Below are 25902 nucleotides of genomic sequence, written 5' to 3'. Positions count from 1 at the left end.
AAGCGATACCTGCATTGTCCGGCCAAGCCTTTGACGACGCGGCTGAAGAATGGTTGATCTGGAGCGTTTTCGAGCGAAGTGGGTACCGGTTCGCGTCAAGAAAGCGCGACCAAACAAAAGCTGGAGCGTTTTCAAGCGAAGTGGGCACCGGGTCGCGTGAAGAAAATGCGACCAAACAAAAGGATACGAGCATGATCCGATTCAATCGGATCGGATCATACTCTGAGCGACCTCAAGAACATCTCGAAACGGGAGCGAGAGCATGAATGGTGCGGAAAGTCTGGTGCGGACATTGGTCGCAGGCGGCGTGGATGTCTGCTTTACCAATCCCGGCACCTCGGAGATGCATTTCGTCGCGGCGCTGGACAAGGTCCCGGGCATGCGCTGCGTGCTCGGTCTGTTCGAAGGCGTGGTGACCGGTGCGGCCGACGGTTATTTCCGCATGAAGGGAACGCCGGCCTCGACGCTGCTGCATCTCGGGCCCGGCCTCGCCAACGGCCTTGCCAATCTGCACAACGCCAAGAAGGCGCATTCCGGCATCGTCAACATCGTCGGTCAGCATGCCACGTACCACATCGGCTACAACGCGCCGCTGACATCCGACATCGAGGGCCTGGCGCGGCCGATGTCGTCCTGGGTGCGCACCTCGCCGGATGCCAAGTCGGTCGCCGCCGACGGCGCGGCTGCGATCGCCGCCGCCAGGAGCGCGCCGCCGCAGATCGCGACCCTGATCCTGCCGGCCGACACCGCCTGGAACGAAGCCGACGGCATCGCCGAGGTGCCCGTGGACACGCAGCGTCCGAGCTATTCGCCGCAGGCGGTCGATGCCGCGGCGAAAATCCTGCATGGCGATGCCGCGCATACGCTGCTGCTCGTCACCGGCAGCGCGCTGACCGAGCACGGGCTGGCGCTCGCCGAGCGCATCGCCGGCAAGACCGGCTGCACGGTGATGGGCCAGACCTATCACCCGCGCATGGCGCGCGGCCGCGGCCGCTTCTCGATCAACCGCATTCCCTATGTGATCGAGCAGGCGTTGCCGATCCTGAAGAAATTCCGTCACATCGTGCTGGTCGAGGCCAACGATCCCGTGGCGTTCTTCGCCTATCCGAACAAGCCGAGCATGCTGAAGGCGGAAGGCTGCGAGGTGCATCGCATGACCGCCTGGGGCGAGAATTCGGTCGCGGCGCTCGAGGCGCTCGCGGGCGCGCTGCATGCGACCGCGCAGGACGTCAAGCCGCAGCAATTGCAGGAACTGGTCAAGCCGACCGGTGCGCTCGACCACGCCACGATCGCGCAGGCGATTGCGTGCGCGATCCCCGAGCACGCCATCATGGTCGATGAATCCGTCACCACGGGCCGCGGCTTCTTCCCGCCGACGGCGGCGGCCGCGCCGCATGACTGGCTGCAGAACATGGGCGGCTCGATCGGCTTCTCGACGCCGGTGGCAACCGGCGCGGCGGTCGCCTGTCCGGACCGCAAGGTGATCTGCATGGTCGGCGACGGCAGCGCGATGTACACGATCCAGTCGCTGTGGACCCAGGCGCGCGAAGGGCTCAACGTCGTGACCATCGTGTTCGCCAACCGCATCTATCAGATCCTGCGCGGCGAGTTCGACGGCGTCGGCGCCGGCGAGCCGGGCAAGCGGGCGCAGGACATGCTGAAGATCGATCGGCCGACGCTCGACTTCGTCGCACTCGCCAGGGGCATGGGGGTACCGGGCAGGGCGGTGACGACCGCCGACGAGTTCAACAAGGCGCTCGCGGAAGCCGTCGCGGAGCCGGGACCGCGGCTGATCGAAGTGCATATGTAGAGGCGTAGCTGAAAGGCCGCGGCGGCGGCCCAGTCCAGTCGGAGGCGTCGATGCAGACCGAGCTGAACAAGGTGATCGCCGCCGTGGAGGAATTCTATGCGCAGGAGATGTTCCTGCTGGAGCGCGATCTCGGCGAGCGAACGCTCACTCACCGGCTGGCGGTCTATGTCGAGCGGCAATTTTCCGGCTGGCAGGTCGATTGCAACTACGACCGGCTCGGCGAACGCACGCTGCGGCTGCCGCGCGGCTCAGGGAGCTCGACCGACGACCATCTCGGCAAGTCGATCTATCCCGATATCGTCGTGCATCAGCGCGACATCCCGAACAATCTCCTGGCCATCGAACTGCGCAAGGACAGCAATCACCAGCCGATCGAGCACGATCAGCGCAAGCTGCAGGCGCTGACCGACCCGAATGTCTGGTTTGCCTATGCGATGGGCGTGCTGGTGATCGTCGGACAAGGCGGGGTGAGCTTTACCGAGGTCTATGCCGGCGGAGCCATCGATAGCGCGACATCGCTCTGGTTTGCCGAGCGGCTACGCGAGAGCGGGCTCGCGAACAGGCGCGACAATGGCGCTCCGCATTAAGTCTATCGATGAATCTTTCCTCGCGTTTGCAGTGATAGCCCGTTTGGATCATGCGTCGCCCCTGCACGCGCGGCACAACAGAAGGTGCGGGAGGTGGAGCAATTCCTGGAGCTGGTGGTCAATTTTCAGAACGATCCGATGGCGGTGCGGATTATCAGCTCCGCAACTCTTTCGCTCCCCCTCCCGCACCTGAATTCGCTGGTCCAACGCTCGCTGGTCCAGCCTGCACTGATCCAACTTCCACTGCCCCAACTTTCCACTGCCCGAGGTGGTCGGCGCACTCGATTGCGACGCGACGGGCCGAGGCAACATCCGCACCGAGACAGTAAAAAGGCCGCCTTCGGGCGGCCTTTTCCGTGCTCGACAAGTCCGTGCTCGGCAAGTCCGTGGTCGCCAGTTGGATCACCGAGCGCGATTGTTTCTGTTTATTGCTTGGTGGCATCGCTGCCGGTCGGGGCAGCGCCGGTGGCGGCGGCACCGGTCTTGGCGCTCGATTTCTTGGCGATCTTCTTCGCTTTCTTCGGCGCCTTGGCCGCCTCGCCCTTGGTCGCGGTGTCGCCGCTCTGCGCGGCGGGGGCCGGGCTGCCGCCCGCCTTGTCCTGCGCGAGCGCGGTGGACGAGACGAAGGCAAGGGCGGTGGCGGCGAGGATCAGTGTTCGCATCGGATGTTCTCCCAAGTTGGTTTCCGGCGAGCCTCAACGGGACAGAATGTCGCAGGGTTCCGCGGCACCGATCAGCAATCCGTGAGCTCTGCGTGATCGGCATGGCCGCCGCGGAACCGGGAACCGGGCGCCGCGTTATCTGGCCGGGCAGGAGTTCCGAGGAGAGACGCCATGCGCTGGCGGTCAATGACGGAAACCACCAATACGGTGCTCGACACCGCCCCCGAGGACACCTTCTACGCGGCGGGCTGGACCATCAGCGGCGTGGCAACGCTGGCCACCATCGTCGCGATCTGGATGTTCGGGATCTGAGAGCGAACGATCCACGACAAGGCAACCGGTGCGCTATCGCCGGCGGCCGGGCCACGGCCTGGGTCGTCCGCTACTTCCGCAGAATTGCCAGCGCTTCCCGATAGAGCTGCGAGAAACAGACCAAGAGCGCGCTCGACAGCAGGAACATCGCCAGGCTGTCATAGTCGCCGGCCGTCGGCCAGCCGAACTCGAAATAGGGCGGCATGAACGCCCACCAGACGATCGGTACCGTGATGATGGTCGCAAACGCGCCGGCGGGCGCGCCGCCCATCAGGCCGGCGATCAGGATCGCCGGCACGAAGCCCGCGAAATAGAACTGCATGCCGAAGCTCGAGAACATCTCCTGGGTCGCGGTGGCCAGCACCACCGCAAGCAGGGCGACGACGAATGTCGACAACGACCAAGGCCGCAGCTTCAAAATGTAGTCGTTGCCCTTGCGCATCCAGACTCCGGCCCCCGCGAGTTCCGGGAAGGTAGCCGAGGAGGCCTGCAAACAAAACCCCGTACGATTCCGAGGGGCAGGGTTGTGCTCGATACAGTGAAAAGGAACCGGCCCGGTCAAGCCGCCGCCGCATTGTCGCGCATATTGCATTGCGGCACGGTGATTGGGGGCAACACGATGCTTGAGCTTCTGATTGTCGCTCTCGTCGCCGGGATCGGTTTCATCTCGGGGTACGGCGCACGCGAGCTGATCTCGCGCCGGCGGCGGGGATCCGCCTCGCGCGCTCACGTTCGTGCGCCGCAGGTTCGCGCCGCGAATGACGACAGCTCCGCCTCCGGCTGGTATCGGCGGGCCGGCACGCAGCACGCCGATCACGCCATCCCGCCACCCGACGAACTCGACGGCGCCGTTCGCGACCTGCTCGGCGAGCTCAGCCGGCGCAACGCCAAGCCGTCATCCGCACCGCAGCGCCGCCGGCAGTGAGCCGGAATGCCGGGCCGCATCGCCGAGATCGGCGCCGCTGGCCTGCCGGTGTTTTGCGCGACGAGTTAATCAAAATTCGGAAATGGCGTAACCCGTTGATCCGGCTCGCCTCGGCTACTTTGCATGGGGTTGTTTTCGACATTTTTGTGAGGCGGTCCCGGAGGACAGCAGAATGTCGACAATCGTTCGCACCTGGCAGAGTTCAGGAGGCAGGATGGTGGACGCACAAGGGATCGAACCTTGGACCTCTCCCGTGTGAAGGGAACGCTCTCCCGCTGAGCTATGCGTCCGGGATGTGACGTGCCAAAGGCCGCTGGTCGGCGGCCGGTCGATTAAGGCGCTTCGTCAGAGCGTGCGATTTACGAAGTGCCGGGTAGGGGTGTCAAGCCAAACCCTGCGGGAATCAGGCGCCTTGCTGGCGGGCGCGGGAGGCGTGTGACTGCAGCGCCCGGATGCGCTCGGCGAGCGTGCCGCCGCCCTCGGGTAACCCGCTGCCCGGCGAGACGCCGTTGGCGGGCTTGGCAGCCGCCTTGGCCGGCACCGTCGGCTCCGCCGCCAGCATGGCCTCGATCGCCGAATTCGGGCCCTCGAGTTGGATCGCGAGCTTGGCCACCTCGGCGGCAATGTCGTTGATGCGCTCGCGCAGCAGCGCATTCTCCATCCGCTCGGTCGCCCAGGAGCTCTCAACCTGCTGCTGGATCGCGTTGATGTCGCGCTGCAGCTTGCCGCGCTCGTCGCTGACGGTGCGCAGCTGCTCCTCGACTTGAGCCTTCTCCTGCCGCAGCTTGTCGAGCGCAGAGGATTTGCCGCCGCCCACTGCTGCGATCTCCTCGCGCAGCTCCTGCACGGTCCGCTCGGCGGCGGCGTTGGCCTGCTTCAACTGGCCGTTCTCGAATTCGCGCTCGGCAAGCAGCTTGCCCTGGGTCGCAAGCCGCGTCTCAAGGTCGTTGACCCGGTTGCCGAGCATCTCGGCTTCCTTGACCTGGGCGACGAGCTGGCGGTCGAGATCGGTGACGCGCTGGCTCAGATTTTCGACCCGGCCGCGCGCGTCGGTGAGGTCGCGCGTCGCGGTTTCCGACTGGCTGCGCTCCTGGGCGAGGCGGGCTTCGGTTGCCGCGAATTCCCTGGCGGCATCGCCGACCCGGTTCTTCAGCTCCTCGACCTGGGTCCGCACCGCGACCAGTTCGATCTGGCGGCTGTCGGCGGTCATCGCGCGGTCGTTGAGCTCGGCGTTGATCTTGCCGAGCTCGCCCTGCTTGTCGGTCAGCGCCTGCTCGGCGTTGCGCAACAGCTCGGTCTTGGCCGAGAACTCTTCCTCGGTGGCGCGAAGCTGATCCTTCATCGCCTTTTCGCGCGCTTCCAGCGCGAAGATCGCGGCGTTCTTCTCGCCGAGCTCGATCTTCATGCGGTTGATCGCATCGGTCTTCTTGCCGAGCTCGGCGAGTTGGCTCGTGGTCTTGCTCTTGAGCTGGTCGACGCTCATCTCGAGCCGGCGGGCCGACATCGCGAATTCGGCGCGGAGCTGGTCCTTGTCGGCCTGGATCTCGGCCATCGACAGCGGGGTGGCCGCCTCCATGCGGCGCGTGGTCAGCCGCACCGCCCGGTTGTGCACCAGCGGAACGATCATCAGGCCGCACAGCATCGAGATCAGGAAACCGATCGCCGCGTACATGATCGGCTCGATCATGAAGGGTCACTCCAAGAAAAGAAGGAATTTGTTAATCACAATGCCACGGCGGACCGGCCAAAGGCCAGCCCGATTGCCGCGTTAACCTGAATTGCTAACCGTGCCGGAGCGCCGGCCTCATCGCCCGATCAGGGCTGCGACCTCGCGCTTCGTTCCGATTGAATCGGATCGAGGCTCCAGATTCTGTCCTGACGCGTCTTCTTGATGCGAACCGGCGTCCGCTCGGCTGGAAACGCCCTAGAACGGGTTCCAGGTCGCGCGCGGGGTGAATTTGAGATAGCCGACGCTGGCGCCGAGCCGCAAGCCGATGCCCGAGCGAATCGGGACCAGCACGATGTTGTTGGCGGTCAGCGCCGTCATGCCGAAGCCGCCGACGATATAGGCCGAGCCGTCGATGCCGACGAAGCGCTGATAGATCGCCTGGGTCGAAGGCAGGTTGTAGACCAGCGTCATGGTCCTCGCGCCGTCGCCGCCCCAGTCGAAGCCGACCGAGGGACCCTGCCAGTAGACCCTGAGGTCGCCAGCGTTCTTGGTGTAGAGCGTGCCTTCGCCATAGCGCAGCCCGGCCACGAAGGCGCCAGAGCCTTCCTCGCCGAGCACATAACCATTGGGCAGGCCCCACTGGCTGACGGCGCGCTCGATGACCGAGGCGAGTCCGCGCGAGACATTGCCGAAGAACTTGTGTCCGGCATTGACCAATTCGTCGGGCCCGTAAGTATACGGGGTCGGCTCACGCTGTGGCGGCGGATATTGCAGTGGCGGGCCCTGCTGCGCGGACGCCCCTGCGCTCCAGCACATCAGCGCGGCAAACGCGACCGCGGCAAGGCGTGATGCGAAAGTCATTAAGAACCCCTGCTATCGAAATCCGGGCGCTGCCCTTTAACCTGATGCCAACAGGCACGGCTCTAGGTTGCGCCCGGTGTCCCCTCGACTCGGATGTTATCGGTATCAACTATGACGGCACAACGGCAGGAAAGATATGGATCGTGCCGGGGGATGGCGTTTTTCGGCCTGTTGGCGGGCATTTTGGCGGCCATCTGGCCCTCCTTGCCTGTTCAGGCCACCACAACCGAGCGCGTGGTGACGAACCGCTACTCCGGATTGGCGATCGAGGGATTCGATCCCGTCGCCTATTTCACCGACGCCGCCGCCACCCAGGGGCGGCCGGAATTCGAGGCCGCGGAGAACGGCGTGGTCTGGCGTTTCCGCAACGAGGGCAACCGCGCTTCGTTCGTGGCGCATCCCGAAATCTATGGCCCGCAATTCGGCGGTTACGATCCGACCGATCTGGTGCGGGGCGTCACCTGCGCGGGCAATCCGCGATTCTGGGCCGTCGTCGGGAACAGGCTTTACCTGTTCAACCGGGAACGCAGCCGTGACGCGTTCGCCGCCGATCCCGCGCGCTTTTTGAAGGAAGCCGCGGCGCGTTGGCCGGAGCTGGAAGACAATCTCGCGCAGTGATCACGGCGCCGCGGCCGGGTCGCCCCAGGCGATGAATTCCGGCACCAGGAAGTCTTCGCGGCCGAGCCCGAAATGCAATGGGCTTCCCTTCGAATCGGTGACCTTGCCGCCGGCCGCTACGACGACCGCGTGACCTGCCGCAACATCCCACTCCGATGTCGGCGACAGGCGGGGATAGATATCGACTTCGCCCTCGGCGACACGGCCGAATTTGACCGCCGAGCCCAGCACGGCGCGGACCGCGTTGCCGCGCGCGTCGATGAAGGCTTCGGTGCGCGCATCGCCATGCGAGCGGCTCACTGCCACCGTCCATGGCGCGCCGCGCGGCGGGCAGGGACGGGTCTTGATCGGCACCGCCTGCGAAACCGCGCCGCCCTGCAGCGTCAACCGCTCCGCGCCCTTGCCGACGATGCCGCGCCAGATCAGCCCGAGCGCCGGTGCGCCGACGATGCCGAGCAGCGGCACGCCTTGCGTGACCAGCGCCACATTGACGGTGAATTCATTGCGGCCGGCAACGAACTCCTTGGTGCCGTCGAGCGGATCGATCAGGAAGAAACTGTCTTTATAGGGCGGCGTCGCCAGATGGACGCGCTCCTCGGACAGCAGCGACACCTGCGGCGCGAGCCGCGTCAGCCCTTCGACGATGATGTGGTCGGCGGCGAGATCGGCCTCGGTGACCGGCGACCCATCGTCCTTGCCGGCAACATTCATCGTCGAACGATTGACCGCAAGAATCGCGTCGCCGGCGCGGATCACCAGTTCGGTCAGTGATTCGAGCAGCGTCGCGGCGGCCTCGCAGCCGATCAGGGACGGCTTTGCCTTATTCATGTGCGGGTCTCATGTCAGCGGGTCGCATATCCTGTTTGTGTTCCCTGAGATCATGATGCGATGACGGAGCATCGCATCATGATCTCATCTCCTTGTTTGAGCATGATCTTTTCGGAAAACCGGTTTCCACTTTTTCGGATCATGCTTTATCAGTCCCGCCGCAAGCTGGCAGCATCCGTCTGCGCGGTGTATCAAGCCGACAGGCATGCGTGATTCGCACTCCTCGGTCGGCGTGCGGCTTTCCAGGAAACAATAGATGTCTGGCACTTCGTCTCCCGGTCCCGCTCCCGATGCGCTCGAACTCGCGGCGCTCTTGTGCTCGCGGGTCTGTCACGATCTCATCAGTCCGGTCGGCGCGATCGTCAATGGGCTTGAGGTCCTTGACGACAATCCCAAGCCCGAAGACCGCGACTTCGCGCTCGATCTGATTCGCAAGAGCGCCAAGACCGCTTCGGCGCGGTTGCAGTTCTGCCGGCTGGCGTTCGGCGCGGCCGGTTCCTCCGGCGCGCAGATCGATCTCGGCGATGCCCAGAACATGGCGAAGGGGCATATCGAGGACGGCAAGGTGACGCTGACCTGGAATTTGCCGCGGCTGCTCCTGCCCAAGAACCGGGTCAAGCTGCTCTTGAACATGCTGGTCATCGCGCAGCAGACGATCCCGCGTGGCGGCACGCTCACGATCGATCCGGTCGGCGAAGGCGAGGCGATGAGCTTCCGCATCACGGCTGCGGGCTTCAATGCGCGCGTGCCGCAGAACATCGTCGATCTCCTGAATGCGACCTCGCCGAACACGGTCGATGCGCATGCGGTGCAACCGCACTACACCCGCCTGCTGGCGGAAGCCTGCGGGCTGAAGGTGACGCTCGCGCTCGACGGCGACAAGGTTATCATTGCCGCGTCCTGACCGCGGCCGCGCCGATATCATTAATCAAAGGTTACGACCGGCCGCGCGATTCGATCGCGCGGCCTTATCTCTTTGTTGATCCCGTTCCTTTCCATTTGCTCAACCAAACTTAAACGCTTTGCGGAGAAGCTGACCTGAGTTCCGTCAGGCGCGTCGATGTTGCGCGCCGCTGCGTTTTCGGCGTTTTTCGAAGGTTGGTTTCATGGACGATCTGTTGCGCGAGTTCCTGACGGAGAGCAGCGAGAGCCTGGATACGGTCGACAACCAGCTGGTGCAGTTCGAGCAGGATCCGAACAACGCGAAGATCCTGGATAACATCTTCCGGCTGGTGCACACCATCAAGGGCACCTGCGGCTTCCTCGGGCTGCCGCGGCTCGAGGCGCTGGCGCATGCCGGCGAGACCTTGATGGGCAAATTCCGCGACGGCATGCCGGTGAAGGCGGAAGCCGTGACGCTGATCCTGTCCTCGATCGACCGCATCAAGGAGATCCTTGCAGGGCTCGAGGCGACCGAGGCCGAGCCCGAAGGCAATGACCGCGATCTGATCGATCAGCTGGAGGCGATGGTCGAGCACGGCATGGCGGCGATGGCGGTTGCCGCTGAAGAGGACGTGCCTGTCGTCGAAGCTCCGTCCGTGCAGGCTAACATGACCGAAGGCACGCTGGTGGTGCAGACGCTGGAGCGTCCGCTGCGTCCGGGCGAGGTCTCGCTCGACGAGCTCGAGCGCGCCTTCCGCGAGACCGAGACCGAAGTCGCCGCACCGGCGCCGGCCGCGAAGCCCTGCCGCTGCGGCTCCCGCCACCGAGCCGGCCGAGGCTGTGAAGAAGCCGGCCCGCAAGGCGGCCGCTGAGGACGTCCAGGAAGGCGACAAGATCGCCAACCAGTCGATCCGGGTCAATGTCGACACCCTCGAACACCTCATGACCATGGTCTCCGAGCTGGTGCTGACCCGCAACCAGCTGCTGGAGATCTCTCGCCGCAACGAGGACACCGAGTTCAAGGTGCCCTTGCAGCGGCTCTCCAACGTCACCGCCGAGCTGCAGGAAGGCGTCATGAAGACGCGCATGCAGCCGATCGGCAATGCCTGGCAGAAGCTGCCGCGCATCGTCCGCGATCTCTCCGGCGAGCTCGGCAAGCAGATCGAGCTCGAGATGCACGGTGCCGACACCGAGCTCGACCGCCAGGTGCTCGACCTGATCAAGGATCCGCTGACGCACATGGTGCGCAACTCCGCCGATCACGGGCTCGAGACCACCGCCGAGCGGGTCGCCGCCGGCAAGCCGGAGCAGGGCACCATTCGCCTCTCCGCCTATCACGAGGGCGGCCACATCATCATCTGCATCGCCGACAATGGCCGCGGGCTCAACACCGAGCGGATCAAGGCCAAGGCGCTCCAAAACGGTCTCGTCACCGAGGCCGAGCTCGAGAAGATGACCGAGGCCCAGATCCACAAGTTCATCTTCGCGCCGGGCTTCTCGACCGCGGCCCAAGTCACCTCGGTGTCCGGCCGCGGCGTCGGCATGGACGTGGTGCGCACCAATATCGACCAGATCGGCGGCACCATCGACATCAAGAGCGTGGCCGGCGAGGGCGCCTCGGTCACCATCAAGATCCCGCTGACCTTGGCGATCGTCTCCGCCCTGATCGTGGAAGCCGGCGGCGACCGCTTTGCGATTCCTCAATTGTCCGTGGTCGAGCTGGTGCGGGCCCGCGCCAACTCCGAGCACCGCATCGAGCGCATCAAGGACACCGCAGTGCTGCGCCTGCGCAACAAGCTGCTGCCGCTGATCCACCTCAAGAAGCTCTTGAAGATCGACGACGGCGCGACGACCACCGATGCCGAGAACGGCTTCATCGTGGTCACGCAGGTCGGCAGCCAGACCTTCGGCATCGTGGTCGACGGCGTGTTCCACACCGAGGAGATCGTGGTCAAGCCGATGTCCACAAAACTGCGGCACATCGACATGTTCTCCGGCAACACCATTTTGGGCGATGGCGCCGTCATCATGATCATCGACCCCAACGGGATTGCAAAAGCCCTCGGCGCGTCCGGCTCCTCGGCCCATGACCTCGCCGACGACAATGCGAACGCCCACGCGGCAAGCGGCGAGCAGCTGACCTCGCTGTTGGTGTTCCGCGCCGGCTCCTCGCAGCCCAAGGCGGTGCCGCTCGGCCTCGTCACCCGGCTGGAGGAGATCGCAACCGACAAGATCGAGCTCTCGAACGGCCGCTACATGGTGCAGTACCGCGAGCAGCTGATGCCGCTGGTGCAGATGGCCGGGGTCGAGGTGCAGTCGCAGGGCTCGCAGCCGATCCTGGTGTTCGCCGACGACGGACGCTCGATGGGGCTCGTGGTCGACGAGATCATCGACATCGTCGAGGAGCGGCTCAACATCGAGGTTGCGGGTTCGCAGGACGGCATTTTGGGTTCGGCCGTGATCAAGGGCCAGGCCACCGAGGTGATCGACGTCGGCCACTTCCTGCCGATGGCGTTCGCCGACTGGTTCTCGCGCAAGGAGATGCGGCCGTCGGCCTCGGCGCAGTCGGTGCTGCTGGTCGATGACTCAGCCTTCTTCCGCAACATGCTGGCGCCGGTCTTGAAGGCCGCCGGCTACAAGGTCAGGACCGCGGGCGGCGCGCAGGAAGGGCTCGCCGCGCTGCGTTCGGGACAGAGCTTCGACGTCGTGCTGACCGACATCGAGATGCCCGAGATGAACGGCTTTGAGTTCGCCGAGAACATCCGAAGCGACCACAATCTGATCGGGCTGCCGATCATCGCGCTGTCGGCGATGGTGTCGCCGGCGGCGATCGAGCGCGGCCGGCAGGCCGGCTTCCACGACTATGTCGCCAAGTTTGATCGTCCCGGGCTGATCGCGGCGCTGAAAGAGCAGACCGCCGAACTGCGCCGCGCGGCCTGACACGGGATAAGGACAGGGATCGATGACCAGCAAGACCGAGACCAGCGAAGGCGCGATGGCCGAATACGTCACCGCCGTGATCGGCGGGCAGCTGTTCGGCCTGCCGATCTCGCGGGTGCAGGACGTGTTCATGCCGGAGCGGCTGACGCGGGTGCCGCTGGCCTCCAGCGAGATCGCCGGCGTGCTCAATCTGCGCGGACGTATCGTCACCGTGGTCGACATGCGCGCCCGGCTCGGGCTGCCGAAGGCCGACGACGGTAAGCCTCCGATGGCGGTCGGCGTCGACCAGCGCGGCGAATCCTATGGCCTGCTGATCGACCAGATCGGCGAAGTGCTGCGGCTCTCCGAAAACAGCCGCGAGGACAATCCGGTCAACCTCGATCCCCGCATGGCCAAGCTCGCCGGCGGCGTCCACCGCCTCGACGGCCAGCTCATGGTCGTCCTCGATATCGATCGCGTGCTCGAACTGGTGCCCGACGCCAAAGCGGCGTGAACAGGGCCGCCCGAACTGAAGAACTGAAACATCCCACCGGGGATGAGGAAGTAGAGGTCGCAGATGAGAACCTGTCTTGTTGTCGATGACTCAAGCGTCATTCGCAAGGTCGCCCGCCGCATTCTGGAAGGGCTCGATTTCCAGATCGTCGAGGCCGAGGACGGCGCCAAGGCGCTCGAGGCCTGCAAGCGCGCGATGCCGGAAGCGGTGCTGCTCGACTGGAACATGCCGGTCATGGACGGCTACGAGTTTCTCGGCAATCTCCGCCGCATGCCCGGCGGCGATCAGCCCAAGGTCGTGTTCTGCACCACCGAGAATGACGTCGCGCATATCGCACGCGCGCTGCATGCCGGTGCCAACGAATACATCATGAAGCCGTTCGACCGGGACATCGTCACCGCGAAGTTCCAGGAAGTCGGACTCATTTAGAGCATGATCCGGAAAAATGGGAACCGGTTTTCCGAGAAGATCATGCTGACTTAGATTCTTCGTTCGATCCGGCGGCAGAAGCCTTCGGCTCAACGGTTGTTGTGCGTCGTGTTGCGTCGCTGGTGAAGTCATGAGTGTTGCGTTGACAAGTACTGCGGTCCCGACATCGACCCGTTCCGACAAGGTGCGGGTGATGGTGGTCGACGATTCCGTGGTGATCCGCGGGATGATCTCGCGCTGGATCGGCGCCGAGCCCGACATGGAAGTCGTCGCCTCGCTGCGCACCGGCCTCGACGCCGTCAACCAGCTCGAACGCATCAACCCCGATGTCGCGGTGCTCGATATCGAGATGCCCGACCTCGACGGCATCTCGGCGCTGCCGCAGCTGCTGGCGAAGAAGCGCGATCTCGTCGTCATCATGGCCTCCACGCTGACCCGCCGCAACGCGGAGATCAGCCTGAAGGCTCTCTCGCTCGGTGCGTCCGACTACATTCCGAAACCGGAAAGCACGCGCGAGGCCACCGCCGCGGAAACCTTCCGCCACGACCTGATCCAGAAGATCCGTCATCTCGGCGCCAAGGCGCGGCGCAACCCGCTGCACTCGATGGCAAGCCCGCCGCTTGCGCCCGGTCATGACAGGCCGCGTCCGCTGGCGCCCGCTGCTGCGCACACAGCGCCGGCCCAGGCCACGCGCCGTTCGTTCGGCCTGCTGCCGCCCAAGGTGCTGCTGATCGGCTCGTCGACCGGCGGCCCGCAGGCGCTGATGACGCTGGTCGCCGAGATCGGCCCGGTGATCGATCGCTTCCCGGTGCTGATCACCCAGCACATGCCGCCGACCTTCACGACCATTCTCGCCGAGCATCTGGCGCGCACCAGCAAGCGGCCGGCGCATGAGGGGATCGACGGCGAGAGCATCAAGCCGGGCCAGATCTATCTGGCGCCCGGCGGGCGCCACATGCGCGTCGCCCGCCACGGCGTCGATGCCACGATCGCGCTCGACGACGGGCCGCCGGTCAATTTCTGCAAGCCCGCGGTGGATCCGATGTTCACCTCCGCGATCGATGTCTGGCAGGGCAGCATCATGTCGGTGATCCTGACCGGCATGGGCTCCGACGGCATGCGCGGCGGCAAGGACATCGTCGCCGCCGGCGGCAGCGTGATCGCCCAGGACGAAGCGACCAGCGTGGTGTGGGGCATGCCCGGTGCTGCGGTCAATGCCGGCATCTGCGCCGCGGTGCTGCCGCTCAATCAGATCGCACCGAAGCTTGTTCGGGTATTTGCGGGAGACCGTTCGTGACGCCGCTGGACTACGAGTATCTGCGTAAGCTGCTGAAAGACCGTTCCGGCCTCGATCTCTCCGCCGACAAGCAATATCTCGTCGAGAGCCGCCTGTTGCCCTTGGCGCGCCGGTCGAACCTCGCCGGGATTCCCGAGCTGGTGCAGCGGATGAAGGGTGGCGCGGAGCTGCTGACATCCGAGGTGGTCGAAGCGATGACCACCAACGAGACCTTCTTCTTTCGCGACAAGATCCCGTTCGACCATCTGAAGGAAGCGGTGCTGCCCGCGCTCGCGCAGACGCGCGCGGCGCGCCGCAGCTTGCGCATCTGGTGCGCGGCGTCGTCGACCGGGCAGGAGCCGTATTCGATCGCGATGCTGCTGAAGGAGATGACTGCGCTGTTTGCCGGCTGGCGGATCGAGATCATCGCCACCGACCTGTCGCAGGCGGTGCTCGAAAAGGCGAAGGCCGGCTTGTTCAGCCAGTTCGAGGTGCAGCGCGGCCTGCCGATCCAGCTGCTGGTCAAGTATTTCGTGCAGAAGGGCGAGCTCTGGCAGCTCAACGCCGATATCCGCGGCATGGTGCAGCACCGCCAGCTCAATCTGTTGCAGGACCTGTCGCATCTCGGCACCTTCGACGTGATCTTCTGCCGCAATGTGCTGATCTATTTCGATCAGCAGACCAAGGCCGGTATCTTCGGCAAGGTGTCCCGGATGCTCGAGCCCGACGGCGTGCTGGCGCTTGGCGCGGCGGAATCCGTGGTCGGCATCACCAACCTGTTCAGGCCATATCCCGACCGGCGCGGGCTCTATCAGCCAAACACTGCGCCAGTCGCGCGCGCCGGCGCCGCGCTGCATGTGCTGAAGGCGGTTGCGTCCGCTGCGCGGTGAGACGAGACATCTCGCTTTAACCCCGTCACCCTGAGGAGCCGCGAAGCGGCGTCTCGAAGGGTCGACGGCCACCAGCGGGGCCGTGCATCCTTCGAGGCTCGCAAGCGCTCGCACCTCAGGATGACGGCGACAGAGCCGCGTTCTTTCAACGTTCATGAACTACAAAATCGCGTGCGGCAGGAAGCGCGAGGTGTTGCCGGTGATCGGATTCTCGTCTTCCCGAATCGAGAGTCCGCAGGGCGTGCCGTCCACCAGCCAGCTGCCGAGCACCGGATACTGCCCGGAAAAATTCGGCAGCGGCGCCAGCGCCTGGCGGATGAAACCTTCGGCGCCGTAGGGGCCTTGCTCGGCGACCAGCGTGACGCCGGCGCTGACCAGCTCGACATTGGCGCCCTCGCGTGAATAGATCGGCTTGCGCACGAACGACGTGCCGAGCTGGGCGGCCTGCGGGTCGTCCTCGAAATAGGCCGGCAGCAGATTGGGGTGGTTCGGGAACATCTCCCAGAGCAGCGGCAGGATGCCCTTGTTGGAGAGGATCGCCTTCCATGGCGGCTCGATCCACTGCGTCGGCGCGGTCGCGAGGTTCTTGCCGAACGCGTCGTGGAACATCCACTCCCACGGATAGAGCTTGAACGCGAGCGCGATCGGGCGTTCGTCGAGGTCGACGAACTGACCGTCGTCGCGCAGTCCGATCTCCTCGATGTCGAGCAGCGTGGTCTTCAGCCCGGCCTGCGCCGCGGTGTCCTCGAGATAGGCGAGCGTGCCGGCGTCCTCGGGATTTCCGGTCAGTCCGGTGAGATGCAGCGGGTGGGTCGCGCCGATCCTCTTCCAGGCCTCGATCAGCCGGTCGTGGATCGAGTTGAACTGGTCGGCGCGCTTCGGGATGATGTTGCGTTGGATCGCCTGTTCGAGCCAGGTCCATTGAAACACCGCGGCCTCGAAGATCGAGGTCGGCGTATCGGCATTGTATTCGAGCAGCCTGGCCGGGCCGCGGCCGTCGAAGGTGAGATCGAGCCGGCCGTACAGGCTCGGATTCCTGCGGCGCCAGCTTGCCGCGATCAGATCCCAGTACGCCTCCGGTATCTTCAGCCGGCGCAGATAGCGTTCATCCCTGACCGCGCGTCCGGCGAGCTCGAGACACATCGCGTCGATCTCGCCGGTCGGCGCCTCGATCGCGCGCTCGATCTCGTCCAGCGTGAAGGCGTAATAGGCGCGCTCGTCCCAGTACCGTTCGCCGTCGATGGTGTGGAAGGTGAAGCCGGCGTTCTCGGCAGTCGTCCGCCAATCGTCGCGTTCGGGAAATGCGATGCGTTGCATGAGGGGAAACCGCGTTCGCTCGTCAGCCTGGTGTCAGCTTCCGCCATGCGACGGATCGTCGTCGCCGTAGCGGGCGATGGTGCGCGGCGCGCCGCCGAAGCCGCCGGAGGGCAACCGTTCCGCCGATTTTCCCTTCGTTCCGTGTCCTGCATGGTGGTGGCTGCGGGCATGGCTTGGCGTCAGGCCGATCGACGCCGCGCCGATCGCGATACTTCCCATCAATTTCAGCCATACCCGGCGCGAGCGTTTCATGAACGCCAATCCCTGCCTTGCCGTCTGCGGAGCCATGGCGAGTTTCCATCAGCTGCGTTCGCCGGGCAAGCGAAAGCGCGATGACACGGCGATGACACGGCAACATGCATCAGCTGCCGCTGAAGCCGAAAGCATGCGCGAACGAACCGAAGCCGCCGCGGCTCACCGACGAGCTAGACGACGAGCTCGAGGAAGAGGAGGTGCCGCTCGACGACGGGCTGCCGCTGTAGAAGCTGCTGCGCGACGAGCCGCTGCTGCCGCCCGATCCGGACGATGAGCTGCGCGTTGTGCAGTCGACGCCTGGTTGTGGCGGGACCGGTGTGACGACGCCCGGTGCGGTGACGCCCGGCGGTGTCGGCGGCACCGGCTGGCAATTCGGCCGCGGCATCAGCGCGTAGGCGCTGCCGCCGACCGCGAGCGTTCCCATCAAGAGCAGCGCGACGTGGTTGGTGCGCTTGGATGGCGCATCCGGCCGCGGCGGCGTCGGCACCGCCGGCACGACCGGTCGCCGTTTGCCGAAGTCCGGGTTCGGTTTGCGCGCCATGGTTTGGTTCAACGGCTCAGTAGATCATGCAGGCCGCGTTCAGCGCGCCTGCGGCCAGCGAGGACAGCCCGAGCCAGATCGCCGGCGCCATTTCGCCGGAGGCGATCCGCCCCGACAGGTTCGGCACCGGGATCTTCACGATGTAATAGACGATGATCTGCACGATCAGCGCGATGATGCTCCAGATCAGGCAGTCCACCACATTGGCGGAGTGGGCGATCGCGCTGACCACCGGCAGCACGAAGCCGAGCAGGCTTAAGCCCAGCGCAATCGCCGCCGCCGGATCGTTGTCGCGGATCAGCTGGAATTCGTCATGCGGTGTGACGCGTGTGTAGACGAAGAGGTAGGCGACCACGGCGATCAGCGCCGTGCAGAAATAGACCAGGAACGCCGGCAGGCCGGCGAGGGATTGCAGGATCATGTCGGGGCGGTCCGGGAGTTCGTCGGAATTCGCGCGAGGCAGGATTGCACGTTCCCTTGGTCGGCGCATGCCGAGAGCCGGTTCAATCCAAACAAAAACCCCGCCATTTGCGGCGGGGTTCAGGTCGAAAGGAGCGAACCTTGCGGTTCTCTGCGGGCCCGGAAGGTCAGGCGGGAATGCGCTCGTCGGCCTCGTGCGGCTCGCGCAGCACGTAGCCGCGGCCCCACACGGTCTCGATGAAGTTGCGGCCTTCGGAGGCATTGGCGAGCTTCTTGCGGAGCTTGCAGATGAAGACGTCGATGATCTTCAGCTCCGGCTCGTCCATGCCGCCGTAGAGATGGTTGAGGAACATTTCCTTGGTGAGGGTGGTGCCCTTGCGGAGCGAGAGCAGCTCCAGCATCTGGTATTCCTTGCCGGTCAGGTGCACGCGCTGGCCGCCGACCTCGACCGTCTTGGTGTCGAGATTGACCACGAGATCGCCGGTCTGGATGACCGACTGGGCGTGACCCTTGGAGCGGCGCACGATCGCGTGGATGCGGGCGACCAGCTCGTCCTTGTGGAAGGGCTTGGTCATGTAGTCGTCGGCGCCGACGCCGAGACCCTTGACCTTATCCTCGATGCCGGCGAGGCCGGAGAGGATCAGAATGGGAGTTTTGATCTTCGACACCCGCAGCTGCTTGAGCACGTCGTAGCCGGACATGTCGGGCAGGTTGAGGTCGAGAAGGATGATGTCGTAGTCGTAAAGCTTGCCGAGATCGACGCCCTCTTCGCCGAGGTCCGTCGTGTAGACGTTGAAACTCTCGGACTTGAGCATCAATTCGATCGACTGCGCGACGGCGCTGTCATCTTCAATCAGCAAAACGCGCATGCCAGTCCCCTATAGTCGCCGCTCCGGGCGTCAGGTCGGCCGCACTTGCGGCACTCACAAAACGCCTTTGAACAACTGATTCGGATCCTGACGAGATATGGTTAACAAAAACTGATTCCTCCGCGCAAGCTCTAACCGTGCAATTTTTGTCGAATCGCCCTAAGATATTGCGTAGAAGAAGCTTTTCCTAACCGCGTCCGTTCAGTTTCCACATTAAGAGACGGGCCTAACCGACTCTCGCGACTCGCCCTTCTTCTGATGGGCAAGCGACCTCAGTCACCAAAGACAGTGACGCAATGATTAATGATGCGGGTAAACACGAAGTTAAGCGGCCGGAGCAAAAAAGCGGAAACTTAAGGTTTTCGCAATGAAGGCGCTCGCGGAGCAGATCGGCGACATCGACGGCGTCAATATTTATGGCCGCGTGGTCGGCGTCCGCGGGCTGATGGTCGAGATCGCGGGCCCCATTCACGCGATGTCGGTCGGCGCCCGCATCGTGATCGACGTCGGCGCGGGCCGCTTCATCCCCGCCGAGGTGATCGGCTTCTCCGGCGAGAACGCGGTGGTGATGCCGTTCGGCGGGCTCGATGGCGTGAGGCGCGGTTGCCGCGCGGTGATCGCCAATGCGGCGAGCCAGGTGCGGCCGTCGCCGGCCTGGCTCGGCCGCGTCGTCAACGCGATGGGCGAGCCGATCGACGGCAAGGGCCCGCTGGTGCAGGGCGCCTCGCCGATGTCCTACCGCAACTCGCCGCCGCCGGCGCATTCGCGCAAGCGGGTCGGCCCGCCGCTCGATCTCGGCGTGCGCGGTCTCAATACGTTCCTGACCTGCTGCCGCGGCCAGCGGCTCGGCATCTTCGCCGGCTCCGGCGTCGGCAAGTCGGTGCTGCTGTCGATGCTGGCGCGCAACGTCGATGCCGCGATCTCGGTGATCGGGCTGATCGGCGAACGCGGCCGCGAGGTGCAGGAATTCCTCCAGGAGGATCTCGGCGAGGAGGGGCTGGCGCGCTCGGTCGTGGTGGTCGCGACCTCGGACGAGCCGGCGCTGATGCGGCGCCAGGCGGCGTATCTGACGCTCGCCATCGCGGAATATTTCCGCGACGAGGACCAGGATGTGCTGTGCCTGATGGATTCGGTGACGCGCTTTGCGATGGCGCAGCGCGAGATCGGCCTCTCGGCGGGCGAGCCGCCGACCGCCAAGGGCTACACGCCGACCGTGTTCACCGAATTGCCGAAGCTGCTCGAGCGGGCAGGGCCGGGCACCGGCGACGGCACCATCACCGCGATTTTCACGGTGCTGGTCGACGGCGACGATCACAATGAGCCGATCGCGGACGCGGTGCGCGGCATCCTCGACGGCCATATCGTGATGCAGCGGGCGATCGCCGAGCGCGGCCGCTATCCCGCGGTCAATATCCTCAAGTCGGTGTCGCGCACCATGCCGCGGTCGGCCGACCCCAACTTCCTGCCTTACATCAACAAGGCGCGGCAGGTGATGGCGACCTATGCCGACATGGAGGAATTGATCCGGCTCGGGGCCTACCGGCCGGGTTCCAGCGCGGAGGTCGACGAGGCGATCCGGCTGCATGAGCCACTCGAGGCCTACCTGCGCCAGGCCAAGGACGAGTCCACCAGCCTTCCCGACGGCTACCGGCAACTGGCTCAAATCCTGTCGGGTTTGGAAACGGAACGCTAACTTTGTCAGGCCATCATCGCCGGCACACCATAGCTATGCCGGCGGGGCCCAGCGGGGAGCCGGCTCTGTCCCGCGTTCAGATTTGGGACTTCTGGGGAGTATGAGTCGATGAAGTCACGTGAAACGCTGATCCGTCTGAAGAAATTTCAGGTTGACGAGAAGCGCCGTCGGGTTACCCAGATCGAAGGCATGATCGCCGACTTCCAGCGCATGTCGGTCGAGCTCGAGCGCGAGATCCAGACCGAGCAGGAGCGCGCCGGGATCAACGACCCCACGCACTTCGCCTATCCGACCTATGCCAAGGCCGCGATCCAGCGCCGCGAGAACCTGACCCGTTCGGCCGACGAACTGCGCGCCCAGCTGGACGACGCCAAGGCGCTGCTGTCGGAGGCATTCGAGGAATTGAAGAAGGTCGAGCTGCTCGACGAGCGCGACCAGGCGCGCGAACGCGCGGAGGAGAGCGCTCGCGAACAAGCCGACATGGATTCGATCGGCCTGATGCGGGCCCGTCTCGGCGTCATCGCCTGAACCCTCGCTCCCTCCGCTGACCAGATTGAGAGCCCGGGCCGATCGCCCGGGCTTTTTGCTGGGCGCTGTCCACAAGCCGCCGACTTGCCGGCCACTTGTTAGCCCCTTGGCGGATCGTGGTGTCCCAAAATATGCTACCACCGGTCAGGACGGATGATCGGCAGCACGGTGGCAATGACGCGATGGGGGATCGGGGCTTGGAGGGCGCAAGATGCTGACGCCGGCTGAGCTGGTCTGGCTGATCGCCGCCGTCGCCAAGGGGGATGAGGCCGCCTTCGAGCGGCTGTACGCCGCGACCCGCGCGAAACTCTTCGGCGTCGTGCTCCGTATCTTGCGGCGACAGGACCTCGCCGAGGAGGTCATTCAGGAGGCTTACGTCAAGATCTGGAACAGCGCCGGGCAGTTCAACCCAGCCCTGTCGTCCCCGATCACGTGGATGACGTCGATCGCGCGCAACCGCGCCATCGACGTGGTGCGCAAGCGCGGCGAGGCCTCGCTGGAGGAAGAGCCGGCGGCGATGGAGGTCGCAGCCGACCAGCCCGATCCGCTGGCGCGACGGGAGATGACGGAAGAGTTGAAGCGATTGCTGGAGTGCGTCGGTCGTCTGGAGCCGGATCGTCAGAAGCTCGTGCTGCTCGCCTATTACAACGGCTGGAGCCGCGAGCAACTCGCCGCAAAGTTCGAGACGCCGGTGAACACGGTGAAGACCTGGCTGCGCCGCAGCCTGATGGATATCCGGGAGTGTCTTGGACTCTGATTGATGGCCTATAGCGAAGACCATATCGCGCTCGCCGCGGAATATGCGCTCGGTACGCTCGATGCCGAGGAGCGCGCGCAGGTCGAGACCATGATGGCCGTCGACAGCGAGTTCGCAGCGCTGGTGCAGGCCTGGCAGTTCAGGCTCGGGCCGCTGAATCAGATGGTCGGCCTGGTCGAGCCGCGTCCGGTGGTCTGGGACAACATCAAGGCGGCGATCGGCCCCACGAGCGCGCCGCAGGCGCCGCTGGTGCTGCCCGAGACGCCGGCCACGACGATGACGCCGCCGCCTTCGCCAGTCACAGACGATCCCGAATTCGGCTCGGCGTTCGATCCGGAGCCTGCGCAGTCGCCCGAGCCCCGGAGGCTGCCCGAGGCCCGACCGCCGCGGGTCATCTTCGACGAACGCAACGTGACCGCGCTGACGGGCCGCGTGAAACGCTGGCGCGGCATCGCGTCGGCCGCGACCGCGATCGCGGCCGCGCTGCTGGTGACGCTCGGCCTGCAGATCTACAAGCCCGACGCCTTGCCGAATGCGATCCGGCCGAAGCCGCGCATCCAGACCGTCGAAGTGAAGACGCCGGCGCCGGCGTTGACGCCGTCGGCGCAATATGTCGCGCTGCTGCAGGGGCCGAATGGCGGGCCGGCCTTCATCATGACCATCGACGGCGCCACCAAGAACTTCACCGTCCGCAAGGTCGGCGCCCCGTCGGAGCCCGGCAAGAGCTTTGAGCTCTGGCTGATCTCCGACAAGCTGCCGCAGCCGCGCTCGCTCGGCGTGATCGGCGCCGATGATTTCACCGCGCGCCCGGTGCTGTCGGGCTACGATCCCGACGTGATCAACGGCGCCACCTACGCGGTGACGGTGGAACAGGCCGGCGGTTCGCCGAACGGCCAGCCGACCTCGGCGCCGATCTTCACCGGCAAGCTGATCGAGACCGTGCCGGGCGCGTCGGCTTCGCCGCCGCGATAGGCCGGCCGCCCATCGTCAGAGGTTGCCGATGGTGGCCGTCCGTCATTGCGAGCGCAGCGAAGCAATCCATCCTTCCGCACGAGCGGTGACAGTGGATTGCTTCGCTGCGCTCGCAATGACGTGGATAAGATGTCGCGTCGACCACCCGCAAAAAAGAAAACGCCCGTGGGGAGCGGGCGTTTTCGATAGTCAACTTGGGGGTAGTTGGGGGTCTTAAATATCCACGCAGCGACTTTGGGGGGCTGTAAAGAACACTACGTGAATTCGTGAAACTCTCCTGTTAGCGGACCAGCGAGTTGCTGGAGCTGGTGATCGCGACGGGCTTGCCGGCCTTCATGACCCGCGCCGTCTGCGTGTATCCCTCATCCGACGAATTATGTGCCGCGATGCCGAAACCCGCGACCAGGATACCGGCGAACAACGCCACGACCACAATCTTCAGGTGCGTCATACGATCGGCGCTGTAGATCGAGTGGTTCATGGAAGTCTCCTGCCGCCTTCCTGCTCTCAGTAAATCTGTCGGTTCGGTCTGTTGTCCGGTTCAACGTCTCGTGCCCCGCTAACGTAGGATTTGCCGATTCCGTTCCCTAGAGGCCATCACAAGGCCGTGATGAGACGTGATCGGGCGCGATCAAAAATGACCCTTTGGTAATCCAAAGCGCATTAAAGCTATTTAATATCAGTGTCTTGGGATTGTGCTGGGATGCTGCATCCCAGATAGGGCCGTTCCGGACCTGTCTGCATAAATCAGTTGCCTGTGGCGAGAAAGCACAGACGAAAACCCAAGTGATTTGCGGCCGCTAGCGCGTTTTCGCGCGAGCTGGACGCCCGTCCCGCGTGCAGAAAACGCTCCGGAACAACAGGCTCTAGACGCTGCCGACCGTCTTCAGCCGGGCCCTGGGATGGATCTCGGCTTGCGACAGGACGGTGGTCTGCGAGCGGAACCGTTCCACCAGTGAGCGAACGAACGGCCGGATCGCGGCCGACGTCACCAGGACCGGCGCCTCGCCCTCGCGCGCCGCCTGCTCGAAGGCGTTGCGCACGGCGGTCATGAACTCCGACAGTTTCGAGGGCTGCATCGCCAGGCTGCGGTCGTCGCCGGTGCCTACGATCGACTCCGCAAACGCCTGCTCCCAGCGCGCCGACAGCGCGATCAGCGGCAAATAGCCGTTCGGCGAGGTGTTTTGCGCGCAGATCTGGCGGGCCAGCCGGGCACGGACGTGCTCGACCATGGTGGCCGGATTGCGCGAGAACGCCAGCGCATCGGCGATGCCTTCGAGGATGGTCGAGAGATCGCGGATCGAGATGCGCTCGGCGAGCAGCAATTGCAGCACGCGCTGGATGCCCGACACCGTGACCTGGCCCGGCACGATGTCCTTGATCAGCTCGCCTTGCTCCTTCGGCAGGTCCTTCAAGAGCTTCTGCACCTCGCCGTAGGACAACAGGTCCGCCATGTTGGTCTTGAGCAGCTCGGTCAGATGCGTCGACAGCACCGTGGCGGCGTCGACCACGGTGTAGCCCTTCAGCGCGGCCTCTTCCTTCAGGCCGGCGTCGACCCAGGTCGCCGGCAGGCCGAAGGTCGGCTCGATGGTGTGGATGCCGGGCAGTTGCACCTGGTTGCCGGCCGGGTCCATGACCATGAACTGGCTCGGCCAGATCTTGCCGGTGCCGGCGTCGACTTCCTTGATCTTGATGACGTAGCTGTTGGCTTCGAGCTGGACGTTGTCGAGGATGCGCACCGCCGGCATCACGAAACCCATCTCGATGGCCAGTGAGCGGCGCAGCGCCTTGATCTGCTCGGTCAGGCGGTCGGTGCCGTCGGGGCCGTTGACCAGCGGCAGCAGCGCGTAGCCGAGCTCGATCTTGAGGTCGTCGATCTTGAGCGCGGCGGCGATCGGCTCCTCCGCGGCCGCAGCGGCGGCGGCGGCCGCGGCTGCAGCAGGGGCGGCGGCTGCTGCCGTTTCGGCCGCCTTCGCAGCCCGCTTCTGCTTGCGTGCGTTCCAGGCTAGCACCGCGGCGCCGGAGCCCAGCGCCAGGAACGGCAGCGTCGGAATGCCCGGCAGCAGCGCCAGCACCAGCATCACGCCGGCCGACATGCCGAGCGCCTGCGGATAGCCGGAGAGCTGGCGCATCAGCGCCTTGTCGGCGGCGCCGGTGATGCCGGCCTTGGAGACCAGGAGGCCGGCGGCGGTCGACACGATCAGCGCGGGCACCTGGGTGACGAGGCCGTCGCCGACCGTCAGCACGGTGTAGGTGCGGGCGGCTTCGCTGAAGGAGAGGCCCTGCTGGGCGACGCCGATGATGATGCCGCCGACGATGTTGATGCCGACGATCAAAAGACCGGCGATGGCATCGCCGCGGACGAATTTCGAGGCACCGTCCATGGCGCCGAAGAAACCGCTCTCGTCTTCCAGCGCCTTGCGGCGCTCCTTGGCGGCCTTCTCGTCGATCAGGCCGGCGGAGAGGTCGGCGTCGATCGCCATCTGCTTGCCGGGCATCGAGTCCAGCTGGAAGCGTGCGGCGACTTCGGCGATGCGGCCCGAACCTTTGGTGATGACCACGAAGTTCACGATCACCAGGATCGCGAACACGATGATGCCGATCACGAAGTTGCCGCCCATCACGAAGTTGCCGAACGCCTCGATGACGTGGCCGGCGGCCGCCGTGCCCTCATGGCCGTGGCTCAGGATCAGCCGGGTCGAGGCCATGTTCAGCGACAGCCGCAGCATGGTCGAGATCAGCAGGATGGTCGGAAACGACGAGAATTCCAGCGGCGCCTGGATGAACAGCGAGGTCATCAGGATCAGGATCGAGACCGTGATCGAGACCGCCAGGAAAAGGTCGAGCACGATCGAGGGCAGCGGCAGGATCAGCACCACCAGGATGGTGAGGACGCCGATCGCCAGCGCGATATCGCCGCGCTTCAGGATGTCGCCGATCTCGCCGAGGCTCGGCAATCCGCTCTTGCCTGCCGTGCCCTGACCCGCCGTGACGTCGACCATGGTAGCCGCTCTCCCCCGCGACTGGCGGCTGCGGCCGCCAAGCGTCTGCGCGACGGCCGCAGGGCCGCCGTTCCGAAAGTGAGGCACCGCGCTGGCGTTCACGGGGATCTCCACCCGTTAGACGCGTTCGACGACACTCGACTTCACTCGGCAATTCTTGCCGGGTGTATGGTTAGCAAAGGGTTAATAAGGGCTTTCGCGCGACCGCACGGGTCGTCGCAGGCGCCGGCAGGGGGATTCGCGGCCGGGGTGAGAGGGCCTCGTGGTCAAGATGCGCCGCCCTCACCATGAGGGTCCAGACCAGGATTTTGCCCCGCAACAACGCGTCATCCTGATGAGGAGCCCGCCAAAGGCGGGCGTCTCGAA

At 65.1% G+C, this 25902-nt stretch carries 26 protein-coding genes, 1 tRNA gene and 1 pseudogene; 15 read left to right on the top strand and 13 right to left on the bottom strand.

The genetic code is table 11. From position 1 onward, the window contains the following. The first annotated feature begins 262 nt into the window (after positions 1-262). Both ACVMB1_RS23880 and ACVMB1_RS23875 read left to right on the top strand, forming a co-directional pair. Positions 263-1810: an acetolactate synthase large subunit gene (locus ACVMB1_RS23880; protein ID WP_057019302.1), complete on the top strand. Its 1548-nt coding sequence runs from the start codon at positions 263-265 to the stop codon at positions 1808-1810. 50 nt (positions 1811-1860) lie between these two features. Beyond that, positions 1861-2397, top strand: coding sequence for a hypothetical protein (locus ACVMB1_RS23875; RefSeq protein ID WP_076830771.1), 537 nt, complete (start codon positions 1861-1863; stop codon positions 2395-2397). A gap of 425 nt (positions 2398-2822) precedes the next feature. Here the strand turns inward: ACVMB1_RS23875 and ACVMB1_RS23870 are convergent, their stop codons facing one another. Next, the gene (locus tag ACVMB1_RS23870) at positions 2823-3059 is read right to left on the bottom strand and encodes a hypothetical protein (RefSeq protein ID WP_244558911.1); all 237 of its coding nucleotides are present in this window, start codon (positions 3057-3059) and stop codon (positions 2823-2825) included. Positions 3060-3230: 171 nt separating this feature from the next. Here ACVMB1_RS23870 and ACVMB1_RS23865 point away from each other — a divergent pair, with 171 nt between their 5' ends. After that, positions 3231-3371: a hypothetical protein gene (locus ACVMB1_RS23865; RefSeq protein WP_168858519.1), complete on the top strand. Its 141-nt coding sequence runs from the start codon at positions 3231-3233 to the stop codon at positions 3369-3371. Between the two features lie 70 nt (positions 3372-3441). Here the strand turns inward: ACVMB1_RS23865 and ACVMB1_RS23860 are convergent, their stop codons facing one another. Continuing rightward, the gene (locus tag ACVMB1_RS23860) at positions 3442-3813 is read right to left on the bottom strand and encodes a DUF4118 domain-containing protein (RefSeq protein WP_057019306.1); all 372 of its coding nucleotides are present in this window, start codon (positions 3811-3813) and stop codon (positions 3442-3444) included. 177 nt (positions 3814-3990) lie between these two features. On the opposite strand from ACVMB1_RS23860, the gene ACVMB1_RS23855 reads away from it, so the two are divergent. Next, the gene (locus tag ACVMB1_RS23855; RefSeq protein ID WP_057019307.1) at positions 3991-4296 is read left to right on the top strand and encodes a hypothetical protein; all 306 of its coding nucleotides are present in this window, start codon (positions 3991-3993) and stop codon (positions 4294-4296) included. A 215-nt stretch (positions 4297-4511) separates the two neighbouring features. Here the strand turns inward: ACVMB1_RS23855 and ACVMB1_RS23850 are convergent. The 3 genes from ACVMB1_RS23850 to ACVMB1_RS23840 form a co-directional block, all read right to left on the bottom strand. After that, positions 4512-4586 (bottom strand) — tRNA-Val (locus ACVMB1_RS23850). Between the two features lie 113 nt (positions 4587-4699). Next, a complete protein-coding gene (locus ACVMB1_RS23845; protein WP_456849276.1) occupies positions 4700-5983 on the bottom strand; it encodes a hypothetical protein in 1284 nt (427 codons plus the stop codon). Between the two features lie 237 nt (positions 5984-6220). Then, on the bottom strand, positions 6221-6826 hold the full coding sequence (locus ACVMB1_RS23840; protein WP_076830782.1) for a DUF1134 domain-containing protein: 606 nt from the start codon (positions 6824-6826) through the stop codon (positions 6221-6223). Between the two features lie 153 nt (positions 6827-6979). On the opposite strand from ACVMB1_RS23840, the gene ACVMB1_RS23835 reads away from it, so the two are divergent. Beyond that, a complete protein-coding gene (locus ACVMB1_RS23835; RefSeq protein WP_076830784.1) occupies positions 6980-7444 on the top strand; it encodes a YHS domain-containing (seleno)protein in 465 nt (154 codons plus the stop codon). Here the strand turns inward: ACVMB1_RS23835 and cysQ are convergent, their stop codons facing one another. After that, positions 7445-8272: a 3'(2'),5'-bisphosphate nucleotidase CysQ gene (gene cysQ, locus ACVMB1_RS23830; protein WP_076830787.1), complete on the bottom strand. Its 828-nt coding sequence runs from the start codon at positions 8270-8272 to the stop codon at positions 7445-7447. A 256-nt stretch (positions 8273-8528) separates the two neighbouring features. On the opposite strand from cysQ, the gene chpT reads away from it, so the two are divergent. From chpT to ACVMB1_RS23800, 6 genes and pseudogenes are all read left to right on the top strand, one after another. After that, positions 8529-9176, top strand: coding sequence for a histidine phosphotransferase ChpT (gene chpT, locus ACVMB1_RS23825; RefSeq protein ID WP_057019328.1), 648 nt, complete (start codon positions 8529-8531; stop codon positions 9174-9176). Between the two features lie 202 nt (positions 9177-9378). Next, a pseudogene (locus ACVMB1_RS23820) lies at positions 9379-12094 on the top strand (hybrid sensor histidine kinase/response regulator). 22 nt (positions 12095-12116) lie between these two features. Continuing rightward, positions 12117-12587, top strand: coding sequence for a chemotaxis protein CheW (locus ACVMB1_RS23815; RefSeq protein WP_076824388.1), 471 nt, complete (start codon positions 12117-12119; stop codon positions 12585-12587). A 63-nt stretch (positions 12588-12650) separates the two neighbouring features. Beyond that, positions 12651-13016, top strand: coding sequence for a response regulator (locus ACVMB1_RS23810; protein WP_018273268.1), 366 nt, complete (start codon positions 12651-12653; stop codon positions 13014-13016). 130 nt (positions 13017-13146) lie between these two features. Then, positions 13147-14313: a protein-glutamate methylesterase/protein-glutamine glutaminase gene (locus ACVMB1_RS23805; RefSeq protein WP_057015193.1), complete on the top strand. Its 1167-nt coding sequence runs from the start codon at positions 13147-13149 to the stop codon at positions 14311-14313. Beyond that, complete coding sequence (locus tag ACVMB1_RS23800) at positions 14310-15182, top strand: CheR family methyltransferase (RefSeq protein WP_076824386.1); 873 nt, start codon at positions 14310-14312, stop codon at positions 15180-15182. The genes ACVMB1_RS23805 and ACVMB1_RS23800 overlap by 4 nt, the downstream gene beginning before the upstream one ends. Before the next feature lie 159 nt (positions 15183-15341). Here ACVMB1_RS23800 and ACVMB1_RS23795 read toward each other — a convergent pair whose 3' ends face one another. From ACVMB1_RS23795 to ctrA, 5 genes are all read right to left on the bottom strand, one after another. Next, entirely contained in the window at positions 15342-16499 is a 1158-nt protein-coding gene (locus ACVMB1_RS23795) for a glutathionylspermidine synthase family protein (protein ID WP_076824384.1), read from the bottom strand. 33 nt (positions 16500-16532) lie between these two features. After that, positions 16533-16787 (bottom strand): hypothetical protein, encoded by a 255-nt coding sequence (locus tag ACVMB1_RS23790; protein ID WP_141342805.1) that lies wholly within the window; start codon positions 16785-16787, stop codon positions 16533-16535. A gap of 73 nt (positions 16788-16860) precedes the next feature. Further along, entirely contained in the window at positions 16861-17295 is a 435-nt protein-coding gene (locus ACVMB1_RS23785) for a hypothetical protein (RefSeq protein ID WP_076824380.1), read from the bottom strand. 16 nt (positions 17296-17311) lie between these two features. Next, positions 17312-17716 carry a DUF350 domain-containing protein gene (locus tag ACVMB1_RS23780; protein ID WP_057015189.1) on the bottom strand — a complete coding sequence of 135 codons (405 nt, stop codon included), beginning with the start codon at positions 17714-17716 and terminating at the stop codon, positions 17312-17314. A 166-nt stretch (positions 17717-17882) separates the two neighbouring features. After that, positions 17883-18584 (bottom strand): response regulator transcription factor CtrA, encoded by a 702-nt coding sequence (ctrA, locus tag ACVMB1_RS23775; RefSeq protein WP_016848562.1) that lies wholly within the window; start codon positions 18582-18584, stop codon positions 17883-17885. A gap of 367 nt (positions 18585-18951) precedes the next feature. Between ctrA and fliI the strand changes: the two genes are divergently transcribed. From fliI to ACVMB1_RS23755, 4 genes are all read left to right on the top strand, one after another. After that, positions 18952-20277 carry a flagellar protein export ATPase FliI gene (gene fliI, locus ACVMB1_RS23770; protein ID WP_028335735.1) on the top strand — a complete coding sequence of 442 codons (1326 nt, stop codon included), beginning with the start codon at positions 18952-18954 and terminating at the stop codon, positions 20275-20277. 108 nt (positions 20278-20385) lie between these two features. Further along, a complete protein-coding gene (gene fliJ / locus ACVMB1_RS23765; protein WP_016848565.1) occupies positions 20386-20805 on the top strand; it encodes a flagellar export protein FliJ in 420 nt (139 codons plus the stop codon). 211 nt (positions 20806-21016) lie between these two features. Further along, positions 21017-21562 (top strand): sigma-70 family RNA polymerase sigma factor, encoded by a 546-nt coding sequence (locus ACVMB1_RS23760; protein WP_028335734.1) that lies wholly within the window; start codon positions 21017-21019, stop codon positions 21560-21562. Between the two features lie 3 nt (positions 21563-21565). Beyond that, positions 21566-22534 (top strand): anti-sigma factor, encoded by a 969-nt coding sequence (locus ACVMB1_RS23755; RefSeq protein ID WP_076824378.1) that lies wholly within the window; start codon positions 21566-21568, stop codon positions 22532-22534. Positions 22535-22814: 280 nt separating this feature from the next. On the opposite strand, the gene ACVMB1_RS23750 is transcribed toward ACVMB1_RS23755, so the two are convergent. After that, positions 22815-23015 carry a hypothetical protein gene (locus ACVMB1_RS23750; protein WP_016848568.1) on the bottom strand — a complete coding sequence of 67 codons (201 nt, stop codon included), beginning with the start codon at positions 23013-23015 and terminating at the stop codon, positions 22815-22817. Between the two features lie 385 nt (positions 23016-23400). After that, positions 23401-25536: a flagellar biosynthesis protein FlhA gene (gene flhA, locus ACVMB1_RS23745; RefSeq protein ID WP_456849274.1), complete on the bottom strand. Its 2136-nt coding sequence runs from the start codon at positions 25534-25536 to the stop codon at positions 23401-23403. Positions 25537-25902: the final 366 nt, after the last annotated feature.

This window comes from Bradyrhizobium sp. USDA 4504 (genome assembly GCF_054063995.1).
Note: the sequence above shows the minus strand (reverse complement) of the source record. Positions and strands in the feature narration are given on the sequence as shown.

What these genes read in the sequence shown, in the direction of transcription:
- chpT (WP_057019328.1), top strand. Translation starts at nt 8,529, where the DNA reads ATGTCTGGCACTTCGTCTCCCGGTCCCGCTCCCGATGCGCTCGAACTC.
- ACVMB1_RS23805 (WP_057015193.1), top strand. Translation starts at nt 13,147, where the DNA reads ATGAGTGTTGCGTTGACAAGTACTGCGGTCCCGACATCGACCCGTTCC.
- flhA (WP_456849274.1), bottom strand. Translation starts at nt 25,536, where the DNA reads ATGGTCGACGTCACGGCGGGTCAGGGCACGGCAGGCAAGAGCGGATTG.
- ACVMB1_RS23860 (WP_057019306.1), bottom strand. Translation starts at nt 3,813, where the DNA reads ATGCGCAAGGGCAACGACTACATTTTGAAGCTGCGGCCTTGGTCGTTG.
- ACVMB1_RS23845 (WP_456849276.1), bottom strand. Translation starts at nt 5,983, where the DNA reads ATGATCGAGCCGATCATGTACGCGGCGATCGGTTTCCTGATCTCGATG.
- ACVMB1_RS23795 (WP_076824384.1), bottom strand. Translation starts at nt 16,499, where the DNA reads ATGCAACGCATCGCATTTCCCGAACGCGACGATTGGCGGACGACTGCC.
- ACVMB1_RS23880 (WP_057019302.1), top strand. Translation starts at nt 263, where the DNA reads ATGAATGGTGCGGAAAGTCTGGTGCGGACATTGGTCGCAGGCGGCGTG.
- ACVMB1_RS23865 (WP_168858519.1), top strand. Translation starts at nt 3,231, where the DNA reads ATGCGCTGGCGGTCAATGACGGAAACCACCAATACGGTGCTCGACACC.
- fliJ (WP_016848565.1), top strand. Translation starts at nt 20,386, where the DNA reads ATGAAGTCACGTGAAACGCTGATCCGTCTGAAGAAATTTCAGGTTGAC.
- ACVMB1_RS23785 (WP_076824380.1), bottom strand. Translation starts at nt 17,295, where the DNA reads ATGGCGCGCAAACCGAACCCGGACTTCGGCAAACGGCGACCGGTCGTG.
- ACVMB1_RS23875 (WP_076830771.1), top strand. Translation starts at nt 1,861, where the DNA reads ATGCAGACCGAGCTGAACAAGGTGATCGCCGCCGTGGAGGAATTCTAT.
- ACVMB1_RS23790 (WP_141342805.1), bottom strand. Translation starts at nt 16,787, where the DNA reads ATGGCTCCGCAGACGGCAAGGCAGGGATTGGCGTTCATGAAACGCTCG.
- ACVMB1_RS23815 (WP_076824388.1), top strand. Translation starts at nt 12,117, where the DNA reads ATGACCAGCAAGACCGAGACCAGCGAAGGCGCGATGGCCGAATACGTC.
- ACVMB1_RS23840 (WP_076830782.1), bottom strand. Translation starts at nt 6,826, where the DNA reads ATGACTTTCGCATCACGCCTTGCCGCGGTCGCGTTTGCCGCGCTGATG.
- ACVMB1_RS23760 (WP_028335734.1), top strand. Translation starts at nt 21,017, where the DNA reads ATGCTGACGCCGGCTGAGCTGGTCTGGCTGATCGCCGCCGTCGCCAAG.
- ctrA (WP_016848562.1), bottom strand. Translation starts at nt 18,584, where the DNA reads ATGCGCGTTTTGCTGATTGAAGATGACAGCGCCGTCGCGCAGTCGATC.
- fliI (WP_028335735.1), top strand. Translation starts at nt 18,952, where the DNA reads ATGAAGGCGCTCGCGGAGCAGATCGGCGACATCGACGGCGTCAATATT.
- ACVMB1_RS23750 (WP_016848568.1), bottom strand. Translation starts at nt 23,015, where the DNA reads ATGAACCACTCGATCTACAGCGCCGATCGTATGACGCACCTGAAGATT.
- ACVMB1_RS23780 (WP_057015189.1), bottom strand. Translation starts at nt 17,716, where the DNA reads ATGATCCTGCAATCCCTCGCCGGCCTGCCGGCGTTCCTGGTCTATTTC.
- ACVMB1_RS23835 (WP_076830784.1), top strand. Translation starts at nt 6,980, where the DNA reads ATGGCGTTTTTCGGCCTGTTGGCGGGCATTTTGGCGGCCATCTGGCCC.
- cysQ (WP_076830787.1), bottom strand. Translation starts at nt 8,272, where the DNA reads ATGAATAAGGCAAAGCCGTCCCTGATCGGCTGCGAGGCCGCCGCGACG.
- ACVMB1_RS23855 (WP_057019307.1), top strand. Translation starts at nt 3,991, where the DNA reads ATGCTTGAGCTTCTGATTGTCGCTCTCGTCGCCGGGATCGGTTTCATC.
- ACVMB1_RS23870 (WP_244558911.1), bottom strand. Translation starts at nt 3,059, where the DNA reads ATGCGAACACTGATCCTCGCCGCCACCGCCCTTGCCTTCGTCTCGTCC.
- ACVMB1_RS23810 (WP_018273268.1), top strand. Translation starts at nt 12,651, where the DNA reads ATGAGAACCTGTCTTGTTGTCGATGACTCAAGCGTCATTCGCAAGGTC.
- ACVMB1_RS23755 (WP_076824378.1), top strand. Translation starts at nt 21,566, where the DNA reads ATGGCCTATAGCGAAGACCATATCGCGCTCGCCGCGGAATATGCGCTC.